Here is a 23690-nt window from a genome sequence, read left to right on the forward strand (position 1 = left end):
GCCGTGGGCCAGGGCCCGGGCCGCCCGGGCCGCTCGCCCCGCCCCGCACGGACGAGCCGGACGCCGCGGGCCGACCGCCCCGACACCCCGGCCGCTCCCGAGCCGGCGGACCGTACGGAATACGCAGCCGGATCCGACGACCCCGACGCCCCGGAGCAGGGGGAACACCCGGCCGCTCCGGAACCGGCGGACCGCTTCGACGACGGGCCCACCCAGGGCCGCTCGAACCGTTCGCCGCAGGTGGGCCCAGGCGCGGACCGCGCCGATGCCCCGGACGCCGCCGATCACGGCGACCGCTCCGCCGACGGGCCCGCCCGGAGCCGCGCGAACCGTTCGCCGCAGGCGAGCGCGTACGAAGGTGCGGACCGCATCGATGCCTCGGAGGCACTCGACCCGGACGGCCGCCCGGTCGGCGGGGCCGCCCAGGGCCGCTCGGACCGTTCGCCGCAGGTGGGCTTGTACGAAGGTGCGGACAGTGCCGATGCCTCGGAGGCACTCGACCCGGACGGCCGCCCGGTCGGCGGGCCCGCCCAGGGCCGCTCGAACCGTTCGACGCAGCTGAACCCGTACGAAGACGCCGACCGCGCCGATGCCTCGGCCGCTCCCGATCACGACGACCGCTCCGTCGGCGGGGCTTCCCGCGGTCGCCTGCAGCGTTCCGGCTACCCGGACGCTCCGGAGCCGGCGGACCGCCCCGGGGGCGGGGCCTCTCCCCGCCGCTCGCAGCGTCCCGCACAGCCCGGCCCGTCCGAAGCGGAGGGCGAGTTCGGCTACCCGGAGGTTGCGGAGTCGGCGGACCGTCACGGTGACGGCGAGGGCGGCGACGGCCGTCCCCTTCCTGCGCGCCGCGCGGACCGCGCCGAGCGCACAGAACGGCCCGGCCCGCTCGACGGGCCCGGCGGAACGGACGACCCCGCCCAGCCGCAGGCGCCCTCGCGGCGGGAGCTTCAGGGCGGGTACGAGCGGGCGGACGGGCCGGAGGCGTCCGGGCGGCTCAAGCGGACGGGGCGGCTCGAAAGGTCGGCCAGGCCGGTGCGGGCCGAGCGCCCCGCGCGGCCGCCGCGCCGCGCCCTGCCGGAGCCATCCGCCCCGCAGCCCCCGCCGGAGACGCCGGCGCTCCCCGAGCCGTACGAGTACCCGGAGTACTCCGGGATCCCCGCCCAGCAGCGCCCGGAGCTGCCGGAGTCCCCGGCCGTGCCGGCGAGGAGGGTGCCCGGGGCGAGCCCGGCCCGCATCACGGGGCGGGCCGCCGAGCCGGCCGTTCGCGAGCCCGGCGGCGGCGAACCCGCCGAGCCCGCAGCCGGGGCGGCCTCCCTCGAGCCGGCCTCCCGTCCGCCCGTCGTCTCCCGCGAGTCCACTCCACCCCGGCGGCACCCGCCGGCCGCACCCCCGCAGCCGCCGCGCCGTGCGGCCTGCGGGGCGGAGTACGTCGGCGAGCGGCCGCCCACCTATGACGCGGAGCCCACGGCCTGGCCCCCCGCCGACCCGCAGGACCTGGACGGCCTCGTGCCGGACACGGTCCTGGACGGCGCGCAGTACGGCGCCGTCACGCTGAGGGCCGTGTCCCTGCGCGGCGATTCGGCGCGCTACCGGGGCGAGCCCCGCCGGGACGCCCTGCTGACCGCCCGTTTCGGCGAGGGCGAGGGCGCGCTGCTGCTCGTCGCGATGGCCAGCGGCCCGCGCGGGTCCGACGTGGCGCCGCGCGCCGCGCGGGACGCCTGCGCGTGGCTGGCCGGCGCCGTCGGCCGCAGCCACGCCCGGCTCGCCGACGACATCCGCGGCGGCCGGCGCGGCGAGCTGAAGTCGGGCCTGCACCGGCTCACCGACCGCTCCTACGGGCGGCTGCGCGCCCGCGCCGCCGAACTGGGCCTGCGGCCGGACGCGTACACGGCCACCGTCCGCTGCCTGTTGCTGACGGCCGACCCGCAGTGCCGCACCCGCGTGTTCTTCGGCGTCGGCACCGGCGGCCTGTTCCGCCTGCGCGAGGGCGTCTGGCAGGACCTGGAGCCGGACCCGCCGGCGGAGCGCACGGGCGAGCCGGTCATCGGCTACGGTTCGCCGCCCGCCGACATGATGACGATGGACCTCGGCATCCCGACGCCCGGCCTCGCCCCGCCCGTCGAGCCCGCCGAGGTGGAGACGCCGGGAGAGCCGTTCCGCTTCCGGGCGTCCGTGGCCCGGCCGGGGGACACGCTGATGCTGTGCACGTCGGGTCTCGCCGACCCCATGCGCGGCGAGGCGGAGCTGGGCGGCCGGCTGGCCGAGCGCTGGGCGGGGGAGCAGCCGCCGGGGCTCGCGGCGTTCCTCGCCGACACCCAGCTGCGGGTCAAGGGATACGCCGACGACCGTACGGCGTGTGCCCTCTGGGAGGCGTAGCCGAGCCGGTTCCGGGGCGGGGCGGTGACGTGGTCACCCCCCCCCCCCCCCCCCCCCCCCCCCCCCCCCCGGCCGTCTGCGGGCCCGCCGCGGCGCAGCGGCACCGGCACGGTACGGACGGTGGCGCCGGGAATTCCTTCCAGCCCCGCACAAATTCCCGGTACGGCGCGCGCCAACGGCATATTCACGCACCGCGCAAGAGGCTCCGGGATTTTGGTCATATCACCATGTTGATGGCTCAACAGGCGTTGTCCAGGGTGGTCCGGGGCATGCATTGCGGTGAGTGAGCGCGAGCGTGTTCGAGGCCGGGGCGCCGGGGAGGGGTCGGGGCAGGGAGGATGAAACGGCAGGCAGCGAGCCGGGCGGACGTGGAGGACTACGCGGGACGGCAGGAGGACCGGACGGACCACAGGAGCGGTTTCGGGGACGGCGCGGCGCATTCCGGGCCGCTATTCGAAAGGCGGCTCCGTCGCCGGGATCTCACCGGCGTCCGGGAAGTCCGGGCCGAGTTGCGGCGCTTTCTGGCCCGCTGGGGCGCGCCGGGCCGTGCGGAGACCGCCGAGCTGCTCACGAGTGAGCTCGTCACCAATGCCCTGGTCCACACCGACGGGGGCGCCGTGGTCAAGGCCGCCTTCACGGGCATGGCGGGCGCGGCGCTCACGGGCGCGGCGGGCCGTGCGAAGGGGCGGCTGCGCGTGGAGGTGCGGGACTTCGTGGCGGCCCATCCCGCGCTGGGCGGCCCGGGCACGGACATCGGGCCGGTCAGGGACAGCGCCGCGGAGATGAACGACATCGAGAAGGCGGCGACGTCGGGGCGGGGGCTGCTGCTCGTCCACGCCCTGTCGGACGGCTGGGGCGTGTGCGCCCACGGCGTCGGGAAGTCGGTCTGGTTCGAGCTGGCCGCCCAGGAGCCCTGAACCGCCGCTGCGCGGCGACCCAGGGCTCAGGGCTCAGCCGAACTGCCGCTCGCTCTGGGCGAGCCGTTCCATTTGGGCGATCTTGGCCTCGAGCGAGTCCAGGCGGGGGATCGCCTGGGTGTCGTCCTCGGCGGTGAGGTCGATCGGATCAGGGCGGCCGACTGCCTGCAGCGGACGCGCGCGGACGGGAAGCTGTCCCTGGTCGACTATGGAAGGGTCCGATCCGATCTGCGCCGGCTGGGCGGGCGCCGGCACGGCGGCACCGCCGACCTCGATCTGCCGGCCGCCCCGGACGCGGCCCCACACCCGGTTCTGCCGGTTGTAGGCCTTGAGCCGGGCGCGCTCGAGCTTGCCGGCTTCCCTCCTGCGGGCCCTGGCCTGCTCCCGCTGGCGTTTGTCCTCGCGGACCTCCTCCACGGCCTCGTCGAGGGAGCGGACGCCTTCCAGGAGCATCAGGGACCAGGCGCCGAAGGTCTCGCGAGGAGCCCGCAGCCAGCGGACTATCCGGATCTGCGGCAACGGCCTGGGCACCAGTCCCTGTTCGCGCAGGGCGGCCCGGCGGGTCTGCTTGAGCGCGCGGTCGAAGAGGACGGCCGCCGACAGCGACATGCCCGCGAAGAACTGCGGCGCCCCGGCGTGGTCCAGGCCCCGGGGCGCGTGCACCCAGTTGAACCAGGCCGCGGCGCTGGCGAAGGTCCACACGAGCATGCGCGAGCCGAGGGCGGCGTCGCCGTGGCTCGCCTCGCGCACTGCCAGCACCGAGCAGAACATGGCGGCCCCGTCGAGGCCGAAGGGCACCAGGTACTCCCAGCCGCCCGTCAGCCCCAGGTTCTGCCGCCCGAACCCCACGAGGCCGTGGAAGGAGAGGGCGGCGGCCACCGCGGCGCAGCAGAACAGCAGGACGTACGAGGCGCTTCCGTAGATGGCCTCCTTGCGCCGTCTGCGCTCCTCGTTGCGCTCCCAGGAATCCGCGCCGCCCCCCGCGTCGTCCGCGCCGTGCCGGCCGCGTGCGAGCACCGTCACCGCCACCACGGCCCCGGCGAGCGCCACGACACTGGGGAGCATCCAATTCAGCGGTATATCGGTCACTCTCATCTTGCGTCCCTTGCATAGCTGTACGGCCTTTCGCGCGCCATCCTGACGGAATCGGTCCGTTCGCCAAGGGGTTTCGCGCCAACTGCCTGCCAATGGAGGGCAACGGCATACGGATAGGTGCGAAGAAATTCGAACGCCATTCAGGGAAGAGGGAATTGCGTTCCCTTCACCTCACCCGATCGAGTGGTGTGAGGCCGGTCAGCTTACGGACAGCCGTTGCACCCGGTCCGTGTCGCACATGCGGGGGCAGGTCGTACAGGTGTCCTCGGGGCGCACGGTGTAGAAGAGGCAGCAACTGACACGGTCGCGGGTCGGAATCGGCTCTCCCAGGCGGCCGGTAAGCATCCGGAAGGCCGCACCGCCGACGTACGGCGGCGTCACCCCCGGCAGCAGCAGGGCCAGTTCGCGGCGTACGCGTTCCTCCTCGCCGAGCAGCTGTCCCACATACCACAGGGACTCGGCCAGCTCGTCCGTCACCATGCCCCACAGGGCGCGCGGGCCGCGCCGCGTCCGCGTCCGGAAGCCTGCCAGCACGGGCGGGAAATGCGCGGCAATGGAAGCGCGCACTTCCGCACGCAACTCCTCTTCTCCGGGCACCGTCCGGGCGCCCGGCAGACCGGCCGCGGGATCGCCGGGCAAACACGCGAACTCCGCCGCGCGAGCGGTCATCCGGCCCTCGGCGCGGTGGAAGGAGACGTCCTCGGCGGCCAGCCACGGCACTCTTCGGTGCAGCAGCCAGGGGACGGTGACGAGCAGGCAGAACGACCAGGCGTAGCGGTGCAGGCCGACGCTCGCGACCACGTCGGGGCGGGCCCGCGCGCCGTGGTCGCGCCGGATCTGCTCGTCGTCCCACGCGAGGAAGGCGTCCAGCTCGCCGCCGCCCTCCGCGAGCCCCGCGGCGCTCACCCAGCCCTCGCCGGTGCACGGCGGTCCGGCGGTCACGGACAGGGCGGGAAAGACCTCGGCGAGGCGGGCGTAGGAGTCCGAGAGCGAGGGCGGGGCAGCCGGGGCGGACGTCATTCAGGACCACCGAATCGCGATCGTTCTGCGGGTAAGGCTTACCTTACCCCGGTTGATCGGGGTTTGAACTACCGGAGGGGCCGCCTATGGTTCAGAAAGGACATCAGGAGGACCCCAATGGAGCAGGGAAGATCCCGCACCGCCGCGCCGGCCGCGAGGCCGTTCGCCGACGTGCCGGCGCAGGCCGCGTGCAGCGAGGCCGTTCCCGCCGACGCTCCTGCCGGCGGCCGTGCCGGTCTTCGCGCGGAAGCGGCCCGCGGCGAGCACGTCCACGGTGAGGGGGGATACCGGGAGCGCGGGGGCCCCGGCCTCGGCGCCGCGCCCGTACCCGCTCCGGCCCGCAGGCTGCCCCAGCGGCATTCGGTGCGCGGCCAGGTGCTGAACGCCCTGCGCAAGGCCCTGGTCAGCGGCGAGCTGACGCCGGGGGAGGTGTACTCCGGTCCCGCGCTCGGCGAGCGCTTCGGCGTGTCGGCGACGCCCGTGCGCGAGGCGATGCAGCAGCTGGCCCTGGAGGGCGCCGTCGAGGTCGTGCCCAACCGCGGCTTCCGCGTCACCTCGCGCACCGCGCGCGAGCTCGCCGAGCTCGCCGAGGTGCGCGCCCTGCTGGAGGTCCCGGTGCTGCTGCGCCTGGCCCGTACGGTCCCGGCCGCCCGCTGGGACGGGCTCCGGCCGCTCGCCGAGGCGGCGTGCGCGGCCGCGGCCACCGGCGACCGCGCGCTCTACGCCGAGGCCGACCGCGCCTTCCACCGCGCGCTCCTCGGCCTCGCGGGCAACCACCAGCTGGTCGCCGTCGCCGACGAGCTCCACCGCCGCGCGCAGTGGCCGACGGCCCACGGCCGGCCGCCCCGCGCGGCCGACCTCGTCGCGGACGCGGCCGAACACCACGCCCTGCTGGAGGCGCTGGCCGCGCGCGACGTGGAGCGGACCGAGTCGCTGGCCAGGGGGCACTTCGCGGGAGCGGAGTGAGGAGCGCGACGCGCCCCCGCCGGTTCGCGGTTCAGTCCGGCGCCGTCGCCGCAGGGGCCAGCTGCCCCGCCAGCCAGCCCGGGACGCCGCCGAGCAGGCGCACCAGCCGGGCGGCCTCCTCCCGCAGCCGGGCCGCCTCCTGCGGGTCTTCCAGGACGGCGGCGAGCGAGGCCAGCGCCGGGGCGATGCCCACCAGATAGCCCAGCTCCTCCCGGATGCGGAGCGACTCCGCGAAGCCGTAGCGCGCCTCGCCGAGCTTGCCCTCGTGCTCGGCCATGGCCGCCACGTGCCGCCAGGTGAAGGACAGCAGCAGGCGCTGCCCCTGCGCGGTCGCCCCCGCGTGGGCGCGCTGGAAGGCGGCCGTCGCGTCGGAGGGGTTGTCCGACAGGTGCTGGGCGATCAGGCCGCGGCGGAAGTGCAGCAGGGGGCGGGTCGGGGAGCCGGGCGCGAGCAGGGCCGCCGCCCTGCCCAGGGCCGAACGCGCCTCGTCGGCCCGGTCGCGGACGCCCAGGAGCGTGGACGCGTAGGCCAGGTGGCCGCGCTCGCACGCCGCCGCCCCGCGCTCCTCGTCGTCCGCGGCCAGGGCCTCCGCCGCCCGCAGCGCGTCCTCGGCGGCCCCCCAGCCCTCGCCCGTGAACATGCACCGCTCGGTCAGCACCGCCGTCCGCTGCAGGGCCCGCCCGGGCTCGGCGGCCGCGCGCGGTGCGAGCAGGGCCGCGGCGTCGTCCCAGCAGGCGCGTGAGCGCAAGCGCCACACGGCCCGCTCCAGTGGATCGTCCCCCCGCGGATCCCCGTCCTGCGGTCCCCGCGGCTCCGGCAAACCGTTACGCATGGCGGTGTCCGCCACAGTGCCCTCCCCAAGCGCGCCGTCGAGCTGGAAAGCCGTGCCCGCATCTCAGCACGAAGACGAGGGCCCGGCCAAGGGTCAGGTGTGAATCAATTCACAAATGCTCTCCCAGCGGTACGTGCACATTACCAAGAGTGAGCGCCTCATGAGCGCGATGATGCTCATATGGGCTGCCGGAAAATCGCTGGATCGCCGCGCTGAGCGGCTGTCAGGATGGCGGCGCGCGCCCTCGTGTGCGCCGCGAAGCCCTCACACCTCGGGAGACACCGCACATGCGCCGAAGCCTCGGAATCCCCCAGCGCCCTGACCGGACGACTTCTTCCGAGGACTTCTTTGCGTACGCACACCCTGCTCTCCGGGCTCTGTCTGCCCGCGGAGCCCGTTTTGAACATCGGCATCCTCGCGCACGTCGACGCGGGTAAGACGAGCCTCACCGAGCGCCTGCTCTTCGACACCGGCGCCATCGACCGGCTCGGCAGCGTCGACGCCGGCAGCACCCGTACCGACAGCGGCGAGCTCGAACGGCGCCGCGGCATCACCATTCGCACCGCCGTCGCGCCCTTCCGCGTCGGCGCCCTGCGCGTCAACCTCGTCGACACCCCCGGCCACGGCGACTTCATCGCCGAGGTCGAGCGCGCCCTCGGCGTCCTCGACGCGGCGGTCCTCGTCCTGTCCGCGGTCGAAGGTGTGCAGGCGCAAACGCGCGTGCTGATGAAGACGCTGCGGCGGCTGCGTCTGCCCACCCTCGTGTTCGTCAACAAGACCGACCGCGCGGGCGCCCGGGAGGCGGAGACGCTCGCGGCGATCCGCCGCAGGCTGACCCCGCACGTGGTCCCCATGGCCACCGTGCGCGGCATCGGCACCCCCACCGCCCGCACCGTCCCCGGCTCGTACGAGGACCCCGCCTTCCGCGAGGCCGTTGCCGAGGCGCTGGCCGAGAACGACGAGGCGCTGCTCGCCAAGCTCGTCGAGGACCGGCCGGTGACGCCCCGTGAACTGCAGGAGACCCTCGCGCGGCAGACCGCGCGCGGCTGCGTCCACCCCGTCTGGTTCGGCTCGGCCGCGACCGGCCAGGGCGTGGCGGGCCTGATCGACGGCATGGTGCGCTACCTCCGGCCCGCGCGCGGCCGCTCCGGCCCCGGGGCCACCGGCACGGTCTTCGCCGTCGACCGCGGGCCCTCCGGGGAGAAGACCGCCTACCTGCGCCTCTTCTCGGGCGCGGTCGCGGAGCGCGACCGCATCACGCTGCACCGGCAGGAGGCCGGCGGCGGGCGCACGGAGCACACCGGCCGCGTCACCTCCCTCGTGGTGGTCGAGGCCGGGCCGCCCGGCGCCGCCCGGCACCGGGCCACGGCCGGGGACATCGCCCGGATCAGGGGCCTGGCGGAGGTCAGGGTGGGCGACCGCCTCGGCCCCGCCCGCGAGGACGCGTACCGGCCGCACTTCGCCCCGCCCGGCCTGGAGGCGGTGGTCAGGCCCGTGCGCCCGCAGGACGCGGGCCGGCTGCACGCCGCGCTCACCGCCCTGGCCGACCAGGACCCGCTCATCGGCACCCGCGCCCTGCCGGCGGGCGGCGGCACGTCCGTGCTGCTCTACGGCGAGGTGCAGAAGGAGATCGTCGCGGCGACGCTGGCCGAGGAGTTCGGCGTCGAGGCGGTCTTCGACGGGAGCAGCACCGTCCACCGCGAGCGGGTCACCGGAACGGGCGAGGCGTACGAGGAGATCGGCCGGCACGGAGGCCACGCCTTCTGGGCGACGGTCGGGCTGCGCGTCGAGCCGGGCGAGCCGGGGTCGGGCATCGTCTTCCGCCGGGAGACCGAACTCGGCGCCCTGCCGCTCGCCTTCGACCGCGCGATCGAGGAGACCGTCCACCGCACCCTCGCCCAGGGCCTGTACGGCTGGCCGGTCACCGCCTGCGCGGTCACGCTGACGCGCTCGGGCTTCGCGGCACCGGTGAGCACCGCCGCCGACTTCCGCAAGCTGACCCCGCTGGTGCTGATGGCCGCCCTCGCCCGGGCGGGCACCCGGGTGTACGAGCCCTGCCACGCCTACGAACTGGAGGCCCCCGCAGACGCCCTGAGCGCCGTCACGGGCCTGCTGGCCGGGCTCGGGGCCGAGATCCACGACACGGCGACCGGCGCGGAGACGTGCGTCCTCAAGGGCACGATCCCGGCGCGCGGCGCCCCCGGCGTCGAACGCCGCCTGCCCGCCCTGACCCGCGGCGAGGGCGTCTGGTGGACCCTCCCGGCCGCCGACCGGCCCCTCGCGGGCCGCCCGCCGGTGCGCCCGCGCACGGACGGCGACCCGCTCAACCGGGCCGCCTACCTGCGGCACCTGACGGCGGCGCGGAACGGGACGCCCGGCAGCGCGGCGGACCTCCCCTAGGCGGCGCGCGCGGCGCCGAGGGAGGCCTTTCCCCGCGGCGCCGCGTCCCCGGCCCGCCGTCCTGCGGCTCAGCCGTTGGTGACCTGCGGGTACCACTGCCCCGGGCCGTCGGCGCTCAGCCCCTCGTGCAGGGACGTCCCGCCGTCGGCCCGGCGGACGACCGGCCCGTCGGGGCGGCCCGAGCCGCCGAGGTCACCCATGGCCATGGCCGGGCCCGCCCACGAGGGTCCGGGGCCTGCAGGCGGGTGCCCATGCCGAGGGCGGGGTGCCCGTCGCGGCGTACGAGCCGAGCGAGCCGTCCGGCCAGCGGACGAGGAGGCTGCTGCCGCGGTCCCGGCCCGTGGGGTGGGGGCTGCTGAAGAACGTGCCGGCCACGGGCAGGCCGTCGCCGTACGCGCCCCGGGGCGTGCCGGCCGGTGCGGCGGCCGCGGACGGGGCCGGGCCGGTCGCCGGGGGCGGGGCGGCGGGAGCCGTGGTGGCCCTCCCGCAGGCGACCGGGCTCAGGGCCGGGGCACCTCTCTCAGGCCACCGGCCCCACCGTCACCTCCGGCCGCGGCGCGCGGTGGATCGGCGTGCGCGCGTCCGTCAGGGGCACACCCGTACCCCCGTGTCGGAGCGCGACGATCTCCGCCGCGATGGACAGCGCCGTCTCCTCCGGGGTGCGCGCCCCCAGGTCGAGCCCGATCGGCGAGCGCAGCCGGCCCAGGGCGCGCTCGCCGACGCCCGCCTCGCGCAACCGGCCGAGCCGGTCCTCGTGCGTACGGCGCGAGCCCATCGCGCCGACGTAGGCGACCGGCAGCTCCAGGGCCCGCTCCAGCAGCGGCACGTCGAACTTGGCGTCGTGGGTCAGCACGCACAGGACCGTCCGGGCGTCGAGCGCCCCGGCCGCCCACTGGGCGTCGAGGTAGCGGTGCGGCCAGTCGACGGTGACCTCGTCCGCCCCGGGAAAGCGCTCCGCCGTCGCGAACACGGGCCGCGCGTCGCAGACGGTGACGTGGTAGCCGAGGAACTTGCCGGCCCGGACGAGGGCGGCGGCGAAGTCCACCGCCCCGAAGACGATCATGCGCGGGGGCGGCAGGCACGACTCCACGAGGCACGTCACCGGCTCCCCGCAGCGCGCCCCGGCCGCGCCCTGCGCGCCCGCCGTGACCGTGCCCGTCCGGCCGGCGGCCAGCAGTGCGGCGGCCTCCGCGGCGACCGTGCGGTCCAGCCCGCCGGAGTCCGCGAGCGTCCCCGCGTAACCGCCGTCCGCCCGGACGAGCAGGGCCCGGCCCAGCAGCCCCTCCGGGCCTGCGACCACCCGGGCGAGCGCCACCGGCTCGCCCGCCGCGGCCGCCGCCAGCGCCTGCGCCAGAACGGCGCGCCCGGGGGCGTCCGGCAGGACCGGGACGACCAGCACGTCCATGACGCCGCCGCAGGTCAGGCCCACGGCGAAGGCGTCCTCCCCGGCCTCCCCGTCCTCCTCATACTCCTCGTACTCCTCGTACTCCCCGGCCGGTCCGCCCACGTGCTCACCCGCGGGGCCGAACCGTTCCCGCACGCTCTCGCCGCTCTCCAGCGCGGCGCGGCACAGCTCGTACACCGCGGCCTCCACGCACCCGCCCGAGACCGAGCCGACCGCCGTGCCGCCGGCGTCGACGGCGAGGGCCGCGCCCGGCCGGCGGGGTGCGCTGCCTTCGACCGCGACCACCGTGGCGACGGCGAACGCGCGCCCTTCCCCGCACCAGCGGTGCAGCTCCTCGGCGATGTCCAGCATGACGAGCCCTCTCCTTGCGCGACGTGCGTGGTGATGCGACTACTTGACGCCCAGCCAGCCCTCGATCGGATGCAGGGCGAAGTACCCGGTGAACACGGCCGTCAGCAGCCACATGAAGACGCCGGGCTCGCGCCACTTGCCCTGGGCGGCCTTGATCGCCGTGAAGGCGATGACGCCTGCTCCGACGCCCGCCGTGATGGAGTACGTGAACGGCATCAGCACCACCGTGAGGAAGGCCGGGACGGCGACGGCCCGGTCGCTCCAGTCGACGTGCCGGGCATTGCTCATCATCATCGCTCCGATGACGACGAGCGCGGCGGCGGCGACCTCGCCGGGCACGAGGCGCGTCAGCGGCGTGAAGAACAGGCAGGCGGTGAAGAACAGCCCCGTCACGACGGACGACAGGCCCGTCCGGGCGCCTTCGCCGACGCCGGTCGCCGACTCGATGAACACCGTCTGCCCCGAGGCCCCCGCCACCCCGCCGACGGCGCGGGGGGCGCCGTCGATGAAGAGCGCCTTGCTCAGGCCCGGCAGCCGTCCGTGCTCGTCGGTCAGCCGGGCCTCGGTGGCGACGCCGATGATCGTGGCCATGGCGTCGAAGAAGCCCGCCAGGACGAGCGTGAAGACGATCATCGTGATGCCGACGACGCCCAGCGATCCCCAGCCGCCGAACTCCACGTGCCCGAAGAGCGAGAAGTCCGGCAGCGACACGGCACTGCCCCCCAGCTCGGGCGCGCCGTTCTGCCAGGCGGCGGGCCCCGGGCCGGCCGCGGCGTCGACGACGACGGCCAGCACCGTGCCGACGACGATGCCGATCAGGATCGCGCCGGGGACGTCGCGGGCCTGCAGCATGAGGACGGCCAGCAGGGTGACGCAGAAGACCAGCACGGGCCAGCCGGCCAGTTCGCCCGCGGGGCCGAGCGTCACCGGCCCGCCGCCCTTGGAGGCGTGCACGAAACCGGCCTTGACCAGCCCGATCAGGGCGATGAACATGCCGATGCCCATGGTGATGGCGTGTTTGAGGGCGAGCGGTATCGCATTCATGATCAGCTCGCGCAGGCCGGTGACCGCCAGCAGCACGATCACCGCGCCGTACATGACGCACATCCCCATCGCCTGCGGCCAGGTCACGTGGGGCGCCACCTGCGTGGAGAGCACCCCGGAGACGCCCAGCCCCGCGGCCAGGGCGAGGGGCACCTTGCCGACGAGGCCCATGAGGAGGGTGCAGACCGCCGCGGCGAGCGCGGTGGCGGTGATCAGCCCGGCGTGCCCGAGCCGGTTCCCGGCGGCGTCCGGGCCGGAGAGGATCAGCGGGTTGAGCAGGAGGATGTAGCACATCGCCATGAAGGTGGTGGTGCCGCCGCGCACCTCCCGGCCGATGGTGGAACCGCGGGCGCTGACGTGGAAGTAGCGGTCGAGCCGGGAGGCGGCGGAGCGGCGCGGGCCCGCGCCCGCGTCCTGCGCCGTGGCTCTCGGCTCCACGGATGGCTGGGTCATGGGTGCCTGCTCCCAAGGTCCGGGTAGGTGGTTCGGCTGCACGACCCGGGGGACGGCCCGAGACGAAGGGACGGCACGTCACCGGCCGCTGGGGGGCGCGCGGCCGGGGAGTGCGGGTGCCGGTGGCGTTCAGGTGCCGGTGAGGTGTTCGGGCCGCACCGGCACGCGCCGCAGCGCGAGCCCGGTCGCCGCCCGGATCGCCGCGACGACGGCCGGGGTGGCCGACAGCGTGGGCGCCTCGCCCGCGCCGCGCAGCCCGTAGGGGGCGTGCTCGTCGGCGAGTTCGAGGACGTCGACGGGGATGGCGGGGGTGTCGAGGATCGTGGGGATCAGGTAGTCGGTGAAGGACGGGTTGCGCACCCGCCCGTCCCCGGCGACGACGATCTCCTCCATGACCGCGAGGCCCAGCCCCTGGACGGTGCCGCCCTGTATCTGGCCGGTGACCGCCAGCGGGTTGACGGCCTTGCCGACGTCCTGCGCGCAGGCCAGCTCCACGACCTTGACCAGCCCGAGCCCGGTGTCGACGTCGACGACGGCGCGGTGGGCCGCGAAGGAGTACTGGACGTGGCCGTTGCCCTGCCCGGTGCGCAGGTCGAAGGGTTCGGTGGGCCGGTGCCGCCACTCGCGCTCGACGTCGATCACCTCGTCCTCCAGGACGTCGGCGAGGGCGGCGAGCACCTCGCCCGCCCCGGTGGCGACCTTGCCGCCCTCCAGCACGAGCCCGTCCTGCGCCCACGCGGGGTGCGAGGCCCCGAACCGGGCGCGGCCGAGCGCGAGGACCTGCTCGCGCACCGCCTCGCAGACGTGGCGGACGGCGCCGCCGGTGACGTAGGTCTGGCGGGAGGCGGACGTGGAGCCGGCCGAGCCCACGCGGGTGTCGGCGGGCTGCAGGACGACCCGGGTGACGCCGAGTTCGGTGCGGGCGATCTGGGCGTGGACGGTCACCCCGCCCTGGCCGACCTCGGCCATCGCGGTGTGCACCGTGGCCACCGGCTGCCCGCCGGTCACCTGGAGCCGCACGCGGGCCGTGGAGTAGTCGTCGAAGCCCTCCGAGAAGCCGACGTTCTTGATCCCGACCGCGTAGCCGACGCCGCGCACCACCCCCTCGCCGTGGGTGGTGTTGGACAGCCCGCCCGGCAGGGAGCGGATGTCCGGCCCGCCCCCGGCGCTCTCCCACGGCCGCTCGGGCGGCAGCGGGCGGGCCCGCACCCGGCGCAGCAGCTCGGCGACGGGCGCGGGGGCGTCCACGACCTGCCCGGTGGGCATCACGGCGCCCTGCTCCATGGCGTTGCGCTGCCGGAACTCCACCGGGTCCAGGCCCAGCCGGCCGGCCAGCTCGTCCATCTGGGCCTCGTAGGCGAAGCAGGCCTGGACGGCGCCGAAGCCGCGCATCGCCCCGCACGGCGGGTTGTTGGTGTAGAGGGCGAGGGCCTCGACATCGACGGCGTCCGCCACGTACGGGCCGACGGCCAGGGACGCCGCGTTGCCGACGACGGCCGGCGACGAGGAGGCGTAGGCGCCGCCGTCGAGGACGATGCGCGCCTTCACGTACAGCAGCCGTCCGTCGCTGCTCGCCCCGTGCTCGTAGTGGAGCCTGGCCGGGTGGCGGTGCACGTGGCCGAAGAAGGACTCGAAGCGGTTGTAGACCATCTTCACGGGCCGGCCGGTGCGCAGCGCGAGCAGGCACGCGTGGGCCTGCATGGACAGGTCCTCGCGCCCGCCGAAGGCACCGCCGACGCCGGAGAGGGTCATGCGGACCTTCTCCTCGGGGAGGCCGAGGACGGGGGCGATCTGGCGCAGGTCCGCGTGGAGCCACTGGGTGGCGATGTAGAGGTCGACGCCGCCGTCCTCGGCGGGCACGGCGAGCCCGGACTCGGGGCCGAGGAACGCCTGGTCCTGCATGCCCACTTCGTAGTCGCCGCTGACCACGACGTCGGCAAGGGCCCCGGCCGCGGCGACGTCGCCGCGGACGACGGGCTGGCGGTGGACGACGTTCGGGTGCGGGACGTGCGCGGCGTGCGCGTCGTCGCGGGCGGGGTGCAGCAGGGGCGCGCCGGGGGCGGTGGCGCTCTCCTCGTCGTGGACGACGGGCAGTTCCTCGTAGGCGATACGGATCCGGGCGGCGGCGCGGCGGGCCGTCTCGGGGTGGTCGGCGGCCACGAGGGCGACGGGCTCGCCGTGGTAGCGCACGACGCCGTCGGCGAGGACGGGGGTGTCCTGGATCTCCAGCCCGTAGCGGGTCGCGGCGGGCAGGTCGGCGTGGGTCAGCACCGCGTACACGCCCGGGGTGGCGAGCGCCCCGGAGACGTCGGTGGAGAGGATCCGGGCGTGGGCGTGGGGGCTGCGGAGGGTGGATCCCCACAGCATGTCCTCGTGCCACAGGTCGGAGGCGTAGGCGAATTCGCCGGTGACCTTCAGCGTGCCGTCGGGGCGCAGGGCGGACTCGCCGACGCCGCCGTGGGCCCCGGCGGTCCGGGCGAGCCCTGCGGGGGTGGGCGCGGTGCTCATCGCGGGCCCGCCTCTCCGGCGCGGGCGGCCGCGAGGCGGACCGCGTCCAGGATCGTCTCGTAGCCGGTGCACCGGCACAGGTTGCCCGACAGGGCCTCGCGGATGTCGGCGTCGGAGGGCTCGGGGTTGCGCTCGATGAGCTCGTCGGCGGCGACGAGCAGGCCGGGGGTGCAGAAGCCGCACTGGACGGCGCCGGCGTCGACGAAGGCCTGCTGGACGGGGGAGAGCGGTGCGGCGCTCGCGCCGTCGTCCGGCGCGGCCGTCCAGCGGCGGGCCTCGTCCGGGCTCGTGCCCGCGGGCGCCGCCGGGGTGCCGCTGCCGCCCGCGGCGCGCCGCCGGGCGTGCTCGGCGAGGCCCTCGACGGTGAGGACCTCCCGCCCTTCCGCCTGGCCGGCCGCCACGAGGCAGGCGCACACGGGCAGCCCGTCCAGGCGGACCGTGCACGAGCCGCACTCGCCCTGCTCGCAGGCGTTCTTCGAGCCCGGCAGCCCGAGCCGCTCCCGCAGGACGTACAGCAGGCTCTCGCCCTCCCACACGTCGTCGGCCTGCTGCGGCCGGCCGTTGACCGTGAAGTTCACGCGCACCGGCTGTCCCTCCCCCCGCTGCGGTAGGCGTCCCACGTCCAGCCGAGCGTGCGGCGCGCCATCACGGCGACCGCGTGCCGGCGGTAGCGGGCGCTGCCGCGCACGTCGTCGATCGGCCTGCAGGCGCCCGCGGCGAGCTCGGCGAACCGCCGGGCGGCGGAGGGGGCGACGGGCCGCCCGGACTCCCAGCAGCCGCCTTCCTCCAGGGCCGCGGTGAGGAAGTCCTCCGCGGCCCGGGCCCGCACCGGCGTGGGGGCCGCGGAGCCGATGCCGGTGCGCACCGTGCGGCTGCGCGGGTGCAGGGCCAGGGAGAACGCGCAGACGGCGATGACCATGGCGTTGCGGGTGCCGACCTTGGAGAACTGCTGCGGCCCGTCCGCCGTCGTGATCCGCACGGCCCGGATCAGCTCGTCCGGCGCGAGGGCGTTGCGCTTGACGCCGGTGTAGAACTCCTCGGCCGGGATCAGGCGGGTGCCGCGCACGGACTCCGCCTCCACCCGCGCGCCCGCCGCCAGCAGCGGCGGGTGGGAGTCCCCGGCGGGCGAGGCGGCGCCGAGGTTGCCGCCGACGCTGCCGCGGTTGCGGATCTGCGGCGAGCCGACGGTGTGCGCCGCGAGCGCCAGGCCCGGCAGCTCGGCCCGCAGCTCCTCCATGATCCGTGCGTACGGGACGGAGGCGCCCAGCCGGACCTCGCCCTCCCCGGTCTCCCATTCGTACAAATCGCCGATGCGGGTCAGGTCCAGCAGGTGCTCCGGCCGGCGCCGGTCGAAGTTGATCTCGACCATCACGTCCGTGCCACCCGCCAGGGGAACGGCCGCCGGGTGCTCGGCCTTGGCGGCCAGAGCCTCTTCCCAGCTGCCGGGGCGCAGGAACTCCATGGGGCTTCTCTTCTCGATCGGTCTCACAGGGTCGCTCGATCGGTCTCACGGGGTCGCGCGAGGGGACGCGCCGGGCCTGCCGGGCGGGTCCGGTGGGGGGATCCGGCGCGGCGGTCCGCCGCCCCGTACGGCCGTTGCGCACGCCGTGGAACCAGTACAGCGAGCGCCCGGCGGGGCGGTGCAGTCACCGAAAACATGAAGCGGTTGGCTGGCCAGAGCACCCATCTTGTAGATTCGAACGAAAGACGGGGTTGAGAAACCTCACTGCATTCCACTGGTAACAACAAGACAGATCGGCGGCGACCCACGATGCGGCTGCGCGCACTCCTGGAGACCGAAGCGCTGGGCCTCCGACTGCTCGGCGGCGAGGACGAGCTGGACCGCACGGTGCGCGGCGTGATGACGACCGACCTGCGCGACCCGAGCCGCTACCTCTCCGGCGGCGAGCTGGTCCTCACCGGCCTCGCCTGGCGGCGGGAGCCGGAGGACTCCGAGCGGTTCGTACGGATCCTCACGGGCGCGGGCGTGGCGGGGCTCGCGGCGGGCGAGGCCGAGATGGCCTCCATCCCCGACGATCTCGTACGGGCCTGCGACCGCCACCGCCTGCCGCTGTTCGCGGTCCACGAGAGCGTCTCCTTCGCGTCCATCACCGAGCACGTCGTCCGGCAGGTGTCGAGCGAGCGCGCCGGGGACCTGGCGGCGGTCGTCGACCGGCACCGCCGGCTGATGACCTCGGGCCCGGCGGGCGGCGGCCCCGAGGTCGTCCTCGACCTGCTCGGCTCCGACCTCGACCTGCGGGCGTGGGTGCTCTCCCCGACCGGCCGCCCCATCGCCGGCTCCTCGCTGGCGGGCGCAGGGCCCGAGCTGCCCGCCGCGGTCAGCGCGGCCCTGGCCGGCGAGCACCTGGCCGCCGCGCGCACGGGCCGGCGCGGCCCGCACCGGGTGACCGTCGCCGGCGACACGTACTCACTCTTCCCCATCAGCCACAGCGGCCGCGCCCTCGCGGCCCGCGACGTGCGCGAGACGGTCCTGTCGGACTGGCTGCTGGCCGTCGAGGCCGACGCCGGGGACTGGTCGCCCGAGCGACTCGACCTGCTCGACGGCGTCACCCAGCTGATCGCGGTCGAGCGGGACCGGCGCGACGCCGCCCGCACCGTGCGCCGCCGCCTCGCGCAGGAGGTCCTCGAACTCGTCCAGGCGGGGGCCGTCCCCGCCGAGATCGCCGCCCGCCTGCGCGTCGCCGCGCCCGTCCTGCTGCCCGGCCTCGGCACGGCGCCGCACTGGCAGGTCGTCGTCGCCCGCGTCGAATGGGAGGAGGGCGACGTCCCGGGCGGGCCCGTCGCCCAGGCCCTGCTGGAGGAGATGCTGGTCGACCCGCGGGCGACCGGCCCCGAGCCGTCCGACCGGATCGCCGTCGCCCACATGGGCGACGAAGCCGTGGCCCTGGTGCCGCTGCCCGCCGTGCCGTCCGCGCCGGAGGGCGGCGAGGGCGCCGAGGGGGGCGGCATCCCCGGCCTGCACGCCGACCGGATCCTCGCGGCCGTCCGCGAGCCGCTCTCCCGCGGCCTCGACGACGACGGCCGCCTCACGCTCGGCGTCAGCGCCGCCGTCCACTCGGCGGAGGGCCTGCGCGGCGCGCTGGAGGAGGCCCGCCACGCCCGGCGGGTCGCCGCCGCGCGCCCGGGCCGGGTGTGCGCGGCGGGCCACCAGGAGCTGGCCTCGCACGTCCTGCTGCTCCCCTTCGTCCCCGACGACGTCCGGCGCGCCTTCACCGCCCGGCTCCTGGACCCGCTGCGCGACTACGACCGCCGGCACCGCGCCGAGCTCATCCCGACGCTCGAGGCGTTCCTCGACTGCGACGGCTCCTGGACCCGGTGCGCGACGCGGCTGCACCTGCACGTCAACACCCTGCGCTACCGCGTCGGCAGGATCGAGCAGCTGACGGGCCGCGACCTGTCGCGCCTGGAGGACAAGCTGGACTTCTTCCTGGCCCTGCGCATGAGCTGAGGGCGGCGCGGCGCCCGCCCGGTCCGCCGGACGTACGACGAAAGACCGGGTCCGTACGCAGAAAGGAGGAGTCGCACCCAAGTGGGGTACGGCTCCTGCGGCAGGCGCGCATCATCACGGATATGAGTGATCCTGACGAGGTGTGCCCCGGCCCGCACGCCTTCTGCAAGGCATGCCGGGGGAGCGGCGACTACCACGCGGCCGTGCTCTACCTCGACGAGTCCGGCGAGGGCGGCAACATGACGGGCGCTCACCTCTGCCCCTACTGCACGGGCCGGGGCTTCTTCTGCAAGCACCGCCCCCCGTGCCGGGTGCTGCACGAGGACGACACGCCCGTCATCGGTCCGGACGCCCTGCCGCCGGTGTGACGTCGGGCTGCCCGGCGCTCCCCCTCAGCCGTGCAGATCCGCCTCGGCCGTGCAGATCCGCCTCGGCCGTGCAACTCCGCCTCGGCCGTGCAACTCCGCCTCGGCCGTGCAGCTTTCCCTCACCCGTGCAGCTCCGCATCCACCACCAGCGCCCGGTGGTCCGTGCCCGCCAGGTCCAGGAAGCGGGCGCTGCGGGGTTCGAGCGCCGGGCTGAGGAGGACGTGGTCGATCTGGGCGCCCAGCGGGGGCGCCGTCAGGGACGGCCACGTGGGGGTCCGGGAGCGGCCGAGCGCGGCCGCGCCGTCCCGCATCCCCGTGTCCAGGACCGAGCGGAAGGCCGCGTGGTCCTGCGAGGCGTTGAAGTCGCCCGCGATCACGGTGGGGGCGGCGCCGCGGGCCGCCGCCATGGCACGCACGCGGCCCAGCTCCGTACGCCACAGCTCCAGCCCGCCCGCCACCGGCGGCATCGGGTGCGCCACCTGGAACAGCAACTGTGCCCCCGCCACCCGCACCAGCGCCCGGGGCATCGCCAGCGTGCCGCGCACCTCGCCGTCCGGCCGCAGCGGGAACCTGCTCAGCAGCGCCGAACCCTGCGCCGCGCCGCCGCCGACGATCACCCGGTACGGGAACGCGGCCCGCACCTGCGCGCCCTCCAGGGCCGGTGCGCACTCCTCCGGCGCGCACTCCTGCACCGAGACCAGGTCCGGCTTCTCGCGCCGCAGGGCCTCCAGCAGGCCCGGCGTGGCCCCGCCGAACTCCAGGTTGGCGGTCAGGATGCGCAGCCGGGCCACCACCGGGCCGGCGGCCGGTGCGCCGCCCGCCGCGTACGGAGGCAGGAAGTACAGCGTGCCGAGGACCGCCGTCAGCGCCCACACGCACCCGGCGAGCCACCGCGTGCCCGCTGCCAGCACCAGCGCCGTCGCGGCCGGAGCGAGCAACCAGGGCAGGAACGCCAGCAGTTGGGGCATGGGCGTGACGCCGTCCACGTCGCAGGCGCGGCACAGCAGCGGCCCGCTCACCAGCAGCAGGAGCAGGCCCGCGCACCAGCGGGCGGCCTTGCGCCGGATGAGGGGAGGAGGAGAGACCTGGTCCGCCCAGGACTCCGGGCCGGCCTCGTCCATGGTTTTGACCCTTGTATGACCAACTGATTGCGGACGGCTTGACGTCATATGGCAAGCTAGACGCTGAAGGTGCCGCTCCGGCCGCATTTGGCGTGTATTTCGCGCGGTGCCGCATGATGGACGTACGAGCGAGGAGGTGATCGGGATGACCAGTCGGAGTCCCGAGGGAAGTCCTCGCCGGTGTGCTGCGCTGCGCTGAGCTGACCGGTTGCCGGGCCCATAGCCGGGCCTGCTGACGTCGGCCTGCCGATCTCCGTGAGCATTCCGCTACGGCGGTGGATTTTCCCTTTTCGTGCTCAGCGATTCGTGATGGTTCGGCGATGTCGTGATTCCGGCCTTCGTGGCCGCTGACACTCGCTGGTGTTCGCTGGTGTTCGCCGGCGTTTCGCTGACGTTCCTTTTCCGTGCCCGGGGCGCCTCGTGCTGCCCTGCGCCGTTCCTTCACCCCTCCGGGCCGCGGCGCGGCCACGCCATGCCGCTATGTCGCCATGCCGTTGTACCGCCGTGCCGTCACGCGGTTCGCCGTCGTGCCGTCGTGCCGCCATGCCGTCGTGCCGTCATGCCGGTCGTGCCGTCGTGCCCGGGAGAGAGGTTCCGCCATGACCCACTCCACCCTCACCCCCCGTAAGCTCGCTCCGCCGGGCCGTGCCCGCCGTGAGAGGAAGGCCGCCGAGCTGGAGGCCCGCACCCGTGCCGCCGGCGACCGCCTGGCCCGGATCAGCGGCCGCCCGGCCACCCAGGTCCTGCAGGACACCCGCGCCACCCCGCACGGCCTGCGCCGGGACGACGCCGAGGCGCGGCTCGCGCGCGACGGGGCGAACGTCGTCGCGCACGACACCGGACCGCGCTGGTACACCCGGCTCGCGAAGGCCTTCGGAAACCCCTTCATCATGATCCTCGTCGTCCTGCTGGCGGTCATGTACGTGCAGTGGCTGCAGGTCGCCGACGAGGAGCCCTTCGACCCCAAGATCCCCATCATCGGTGCGATGGTGCTGGTCAGCGGCCTGCTGCGGTTCTGGCAGGAGCACCGCTCGGCGGGCGCCGCGGCCGCGCTGCGGGCCCTGGTCACCACGACCACGGCCGTCCGGCGCCGCGACGGCCACGGCGCGGCCCCGGCCACCGTCGAGATCCCGATGGACCGCGTCGTCGTCGGCGACGTCGTCCGCCTCGCCGCGGGCGACCTCGTCCCCGCCGACCTGCGCCTGCTCACGGCCAAGGACCTGATGGTCAGCCAGGCCGCGCTGTCCGGCGAGTCGCTGCCGGTCGCCAAGGCCGACACCCGTGCCCACGACTACGGTCAGTCCACGACCGCCGACCCCGTCGAGGCCGACAACCTCTGCCTCATGGGCACCTCGGTGACCTCCGGCACCGCCACCGGCGTCGTCGTCGCCACCGGCGCCGACACCTACTTCGGGTCGATGGCCGGCTCGCTCGTCGGCGAGCGCCCCGAGACCGGCTTCGACGCCGGCGTGAAGAAGGTCAGCTTCCTGCTGATCCGGTTCATGCTCGTGATGGTGCCGCTCGTGTTCGCCCTCAACGGCCTCACCAAGGGCGACTGGGACGAGGCGTTCATGTTCGCCGTCGCCGTGGCCGTCGGCCTCACACCCGAGATGCTGCCGATGGTCGTCACCACGAACCTCGCGCGCGGCGCCGTCGCCCTGTCCCAGCGCAAGGTCGTCGTCAAGCGGCTGAACGCCATCCAGAACCTGGGCGCCATGGACGTGCTGTGCACGGACAAGACCGGCACGCTCACCGAGGACCGCATCGTTCTCGACCGCTACCTCGACGCGCACGGCCGGGAGGACGCCGAGGTCCTCGAATGCGCCTACCTCAACAGCCACTTCCAGACCGGGCTGCGCAACCTCATGGACCAGGCGGTCATCGACCGCGTGCTCGAGGCCGAGGAGGTTGTCGTCGACGCCCGCTTCACCATGGTCGACGAGATCCCCTTCGACTTCGCCCGCCGCCGGATGTCGGTGGTCCTGCGCCACAAGGGCCTGCAGGGTCCCGAGGGAGCCGCCGAGCACGTCCTCATCACCAAAGGAGCCGTCGAGGAAGTCCTCGCGCTGTGCACCCACATGAACGACGCCGGCCGCCGCGTCGAGCTCGACGCCGCACTGCGCCGCCGCGTGACCCGCACCGCCGAGGACAACAACCGGCAGGGCCTGCGGGTACTGGCCGTCGCGACCCGTACGCTGCCCGCCGAGCGCGAGACCTACGGCGTCGCGGACGAGGACGGCCTGACCCTCGCCGGCTTCCTCGCCTTCCTCGACCCGCCGAAGGCGGACGCCGCCGCGGCCCTGCGGGCCCTGGCCGACCAAGGCGTCGCCGTCAAGGTCGTCACCGGCGACAACGAGCTCGTCGCCGCGCGCGTCTGCGCCGACGTCGGCATCGACGTCGGTATCGACGAGGGGGCCGTCGTGACCGGGGCCGTCATCGACACCCTGGACGAGCCCGGGCTGCGCGCCCTGGTCCGCGCCACCACGGTCTTCGCCAAGACCAACCCCGTGCAGAAGGCCCGCATCGTCCGGGCGCTCCAGGCCGAGGGACACACCGTCGGTTTCCTGGGCGACGGCATCAACGACGCCGCCGCGCTGCGCGACGCTGACGTCGGCATCTCCGTCGACACGGCCGTCGACATCGCCAAGGAGTCGGCCGACATCATCCTGCTGGAGAAGGACCTGATGGTCCTGGAGCAGGGAGTCGAGCAGGGCCGCACCACCTTCGGCAACACCATCAAATACATCAAGATGACGGCGAGCTCGAACTTCGGGAACGTCTTCTCGGTCCTGGTGGCCAGCGCCTTCATCCCCTTCCAGCCGATGCTGGCGATCCACCTGCTGGTGCAGAACCTCGCCTACGACGTCTCGCAGCTCGCCACGCCCTGGGACCGGATGGACCCCGAGTACCTGCGCACGCCGCGCACGTGGGACGCCAGGGGAATCGCCCGGTTCATGCTCTTCATCGGGCCGATCAGCTCGGTCTTCGACATCACCACCTTCCTGGTGCTGTGGAACGTCTTCGGGGCGGACAGCGAGGCGGGCCGGACGCTGTTCCAGTCCGGGTGGTTCGTCGAGGGACTGCTGTCCCAGACCCTCATCGTCCACATGATCCGCACCCGCAAGGTGCCCTTCATCGGCTCCCGGGCCTCGGCTCCGGTGATGGTGATGACGGCCGTGGTGATGGCGTTCGGCCTGCTCCTGCCGTTCTCGCCACTGGCCCCGGCGCTGTCGATGGAGCCGCTGCCGCTCGGCTACTTCCCGTGGCTGATCGCGATCCTGCTCGCGTACTGCGCCCTGACCCAGGTGGTCAAGAGCTGGTACGTGCGGCGGTTCGACACCTGGCTGTGACCGGCCCAACGCCTG

At 75.0% G+C, this 23690-nt stretch carries 17 protein-coding genes; 7 read left to right on the plus strand and 10 right to left on the minus strand.

What is annotated here, in order from left to right; genetic code table 11:
* Positions 1 to 2376, plus strand: a 2376-nt coding sequence (locus ACSNOG_RS15965; RefSeq protein ID WP_436753315.1) for a protein phosphatase 2C domain-containing protein, incomplete at its 5' end; no start/stop codon positions are given.
* Between the two features lie 338 nt (positions 2377 to 2714).
* The gene (locus ACSNOG_RS15970; RefSeq protein WP_436753316.1) at positions 2715 to 3293 is read left to right on the plus strand and encodes an ATP-binding protein; all 579 of its coding nucleotides are present in this window, start codon (positions 2715 to 2717) and stop codon (positions 3291 to 3293) included.
* 33 nt (positions 3294 to 3326) lie between these two features.
* Here ACSNOG_RS15970 and ACSNOG_RS15975 read toward each other — a convergent pair whose 3' ends face one another.
* Both ACSNOG_RS15975 and ACSNOG_RS15980 read right to left on the minus strand, forming a co-directional pair.
* Positions 3327 to 4388, minus strand: coding sequence for a DUF2637 domain-containing protein (locus tag ACSNOG_RS15975; RefSeq protein WP_436753317.1), 1062 nt, complete (start codon positions 4386 to 4388; stop codon positions 3327 to 3329).
* A 198-nt stretch (positions 4389 to 4586) separates the two neighbouring features.
* Positions 4587 to 5408 (minus strand): (2Fe-2S)-binding protein, encoded by an 822-nt coding sequence (locus ACSNOG_RS15980; RefSeq protein WP_436753318.1) that lies wholly within the window; start codon positions 5406 to 5408, stop codon positions 4587 to 4589.
* Between the two features lie 117 nt (positions 5409 to 5525).
* Between ACSNOG_RS15980 and ACSNOG_RS15985 the strand changes: the two genes are divergently transcribed.
* Positions 5526 to 6374 carry a GntR family transcriptional regulator gene (locus tag ACSNOG_RS15985; RefSeq protein WP_436753319.1) on the plus strand — a complete coding sequence of 283 codons (849 nt, stop codon included), beginning with the start codon at positions 5526 to 5528 and terminating at the stop codon, positions 6372 to 6374.
* Positions 6375 to 6405: 31 nt separating this feature from the next.
* Here the strand turns inward: ACSNOG_RS15985 and ACSNOG_RS15990 are convergent, their stop codons facing one another.
* Complete coding sequence (locus ACSNOG_RS15990) at positions 6406 to 7206, minus strand: hypothetical protein (protein ID WP_436753320.1); 801 nt, start codon at positions 7204 to 7206, stop codon at positions 6406 to 6408.
* 348 nt (positions 7207 to 7554) lie between these two features.
* Between ACSNOG_RS15990 and ACSNOG_RS15995 the strand changes: the two genes are divergently transcribed.
* Positions 7555 to 9606, plus strand: a complete 2052-nt coding sequence (locus ACSNOG_RS15995; protein WP_436753321.1) for a GTP-binding protein — start codon at positions 7555 to 7557, stop codon at positions 9604 to 9606.
* A gap of 68 nt (positions 9607 to 9674) precedes the next feature.
* Here ACSNOG_RS15995 and ACSNOG_RS16000 read toward each other — a convergent pair whose 3' ends face one another.
* The 6 genes from ACSNOG_RS16000 to ACSNOG_RS16025 form a co-directional block, all read right to left on the minus strand.
* Positions 9675 to 9812, minus strand: coding sequence for a hypothetical protein (locus ACSNOG_RS16000; protein WP_436753322.1), 138 nt, complete (start codon positions 9810 to 9812; stop codon positions 9675 to 9677).
* A gap of 314 nt (positions 9813 to 10126) precedes the next feature.
* The gene (locus tag ACSNOG_RS16005; protein ID WP_436753323.1) at positions 10127 to 11362 is read right to left on the minus strand and encodes an XdhC family protein; all 1236 of its coding nucleotides are present in this window, start codon (positions 11360 to 11362) and stop codon (positions 10127 to 10129) included.
* Between the two features lie 39 nt (positions 11363 to 11401).
* A complete protein-coding gene (locus ACSNOG_RS16010) occupies positions 11402 to 12859 on the minus strand; it encodes an NCS2 family permease (protein ID WP_436753324.1) in 1458 nt (485 codons plus the stop codon).
* 129 nt (positions 12860 to 12988) lie between these two features.
* A complete protein-coding gene (pucD, locus tag ACSNOG_RS16015) occupies positions 12989 to 15367 on the minus strand; it encodes a xanthine dehydrogenase subunit D (protein WP_436753325.1) in 2379 nt (792 codons plus the stop codon).
* Entirely contained in the window at positions 15364 to 15951 is a 588-nt protein-coding gene (locus ACSNOG_RS16020) for a (2Fe-2S)-binding protein (protein WP_436753326.1), read from the minus strand. The genes pucD and ACSNOG_RS16020 overlap by 4 nt, the downstream gene beginning before the upstream one ends.
* Positions 15942 to 16829, minus strand: a complete 888-nt coding sequence (locus ACSNOG_RS16025; protein WP_436753327.1) for an FAD binding domain-containing protein — start codon at positions 16827 to 16829, stop codon at positions 15942 to 15944. The genes ACSNOG_RS16020 and ACSNOG_RS16025 overlap by 10 nt, the downstream gene beginning before the upstream one ends.
* A 309-nt stretch (positions 16830 to 17138) precedes the next feature.
* Between ACSNOG_RS16025 and ACSNOG_RS16030 the strand changes: the two genes are divergently transcribed.
* Entirely contained in the window at positions 17139 to 18836 is a 1698-nt protein-coding gene (locus ACSNOG_RS16030; RefSeq protein ID WP_436753328.1) for a PucR family transcriptional regulator, read from the plus strand.
* Positions 18837 to 18958: 122 nt separating this feature from the next.
* Positions 18959 to 19204 (plus strand): hypothetical protein, encoded by a 246-nt coding sequence (locus ACSNOG_RS16035; RefSeq protein ID WP_436753329.1) that lies wholly within the window; start codon positions 18959 to 18961, stop codon positions 19202 to 19204.
* A 119-nt stretch (positions 19205 to 19323) separates the two neighbouring features.
* Here the strand turns inward: ACSNOG_RS16035 and ACSNOG_RS16040 are convergent, their stop codons facing one another.
* Positions 19324 to 20325 (minus strand): endonuclease/exonuclease/phosphatase family protein, encoded by a 1002-nt coding sequence (locus ACSNOG_RS16040; protein ID WP_436753330.1) that lies wholly within the window; start codon positions 20323 to 20325, stop codon positions 19324 to 19326.
* 599 nt (positions 20326 to 20924) lie between these two features.
* Between ACSNOG_RS16040 and mgtA the strand changes: the two genes are divergently transcribed.
* Positions 20925 to 23675 carry a magnesium-translocating P-type ATPase gene (gene mgtA / locus ACSNOG_RS16045; protein WP_436753331.1) on the plus strand — a complete coding sequence of 917 codons (2751 nt, stop codon included), beginning with the start codon at positions 20925 to 20927 and terminating at the stop codon, positions 23673 to 23675.
* Positions 23676 to 23690 lie beyond the last annotated feature (15 nt).

The sequence above is a fragment of the Streptomyces sp. URMC 124 genome (assembly GCF_051386455.1).
Classification (GTDB): domain Bacteria; phylum Actinomycetota; class Actinomycetes; order Streptomycetales; family Streptomycetaceae; genus Streptomyces.

Bases quoted from the DNA above. Each gene is read 5' to 3' on its own strand.
- ACSNOG_RS15970 (WP_436753316.1), top strand. From the start codon at position 2,715: ATGAAACGGCAGGCAGCGAGCCGGGCGGACGTGGAGGACTACGCGGGA.
- ACSNOG_RS15975 (WP_436753317.1), bottom strand. From the start codon at position 4,388: ATGAGAGTGACCGATATACCGCTGAATTGGATGCTCCCCAGTGTCGTG.
- ACSNOG_RS15980 (WP_436753318.1), bottom strand. From the start codon at position 5,408: ATGACGTCCGCCCCGGCTGCCCCGCCCTCGCTCTCGGACTCCTACGCC.
- ACSNOG_RS15985 (WP_436753319.1), top strand. From the start codon at position 5,526: ATGGAGCAGGGAAGATCCCGCACCGCCGCGCCGGCCGCGAGGCCGTTC.
- ACSNOG_RS15990 (WP_436753320.1), bottom strand. From the start codon at position 7,206: ATGCGTAACGGTTTGCCGGAGCCGCGGGGACCGCAGGACGGGGATCCG.
- ACSNOG_RS16000 (WP_436753322.1), bottom strand. From the start codon at position 9,812: ATGGCCATGGGTGACCTCGGCGGCTCGGGCCGCCCCGACGGGCCGGTC.
- ACSNOG_RS16005 (WP_436753323.1), bottom strand. From the start codon at position 11,362: ATGCTGGACATCGCCGAGGAGCTGCACCGCTGGTGCGGGGAAGGGCGC.
- ACSNOG_RS16010 (WP_436753324.1), bottom strand. From the start codon at position 12,859: ATGACCCAGCCATCCGTGGAGCCGAGAGCCACGGCGCAGGACGCGGGC.
- pucD (WP_436753325.1), bottom strand. From the start codon at position 15,367: ATGAGCACCGCGCCCACCCCCGCAGGGCTCGCCCGGACCGCCGGGGCC.
- ACSNOG_RS16025 (WP_436753327.1), bottom strand. From the start codon at position 16,829: ATGGAGTTCCTGCGCCCCGGCAGCTGGGAAGAGGCTCTGGCCGCCAAG.
- ACSNOG_RS16030 (WP_436753328.1), top strand. From the start codon at position 17,139: ATGCGGCTGCGCGCACTCCTGGAGACCGAAGCGCTGGGCCTCCGACTG.
- ACSNOG_RS16035 (WP_436753329.1), top strand. From the start codon at position 18,959: ATGAGTGATCCTGACGAGGTGTGCCCCGGCCCGCACGCCTTCTGCAAG.
- ACSNOG_RS16040 (WP_436753330.1), bottom strand. From the start codon at position 20,325: ATGGACGAGGCCGGCCCGGAGTCCTGGGCGGACCAGGTCTCTCCTCCT.
- mgtA (WP_436753331.1), top strand. From the start codon at position 20,925: ATGACCCACTCCACCCTCACCCCCCGTAAGCTCGCTCCGCCGGGCCGT.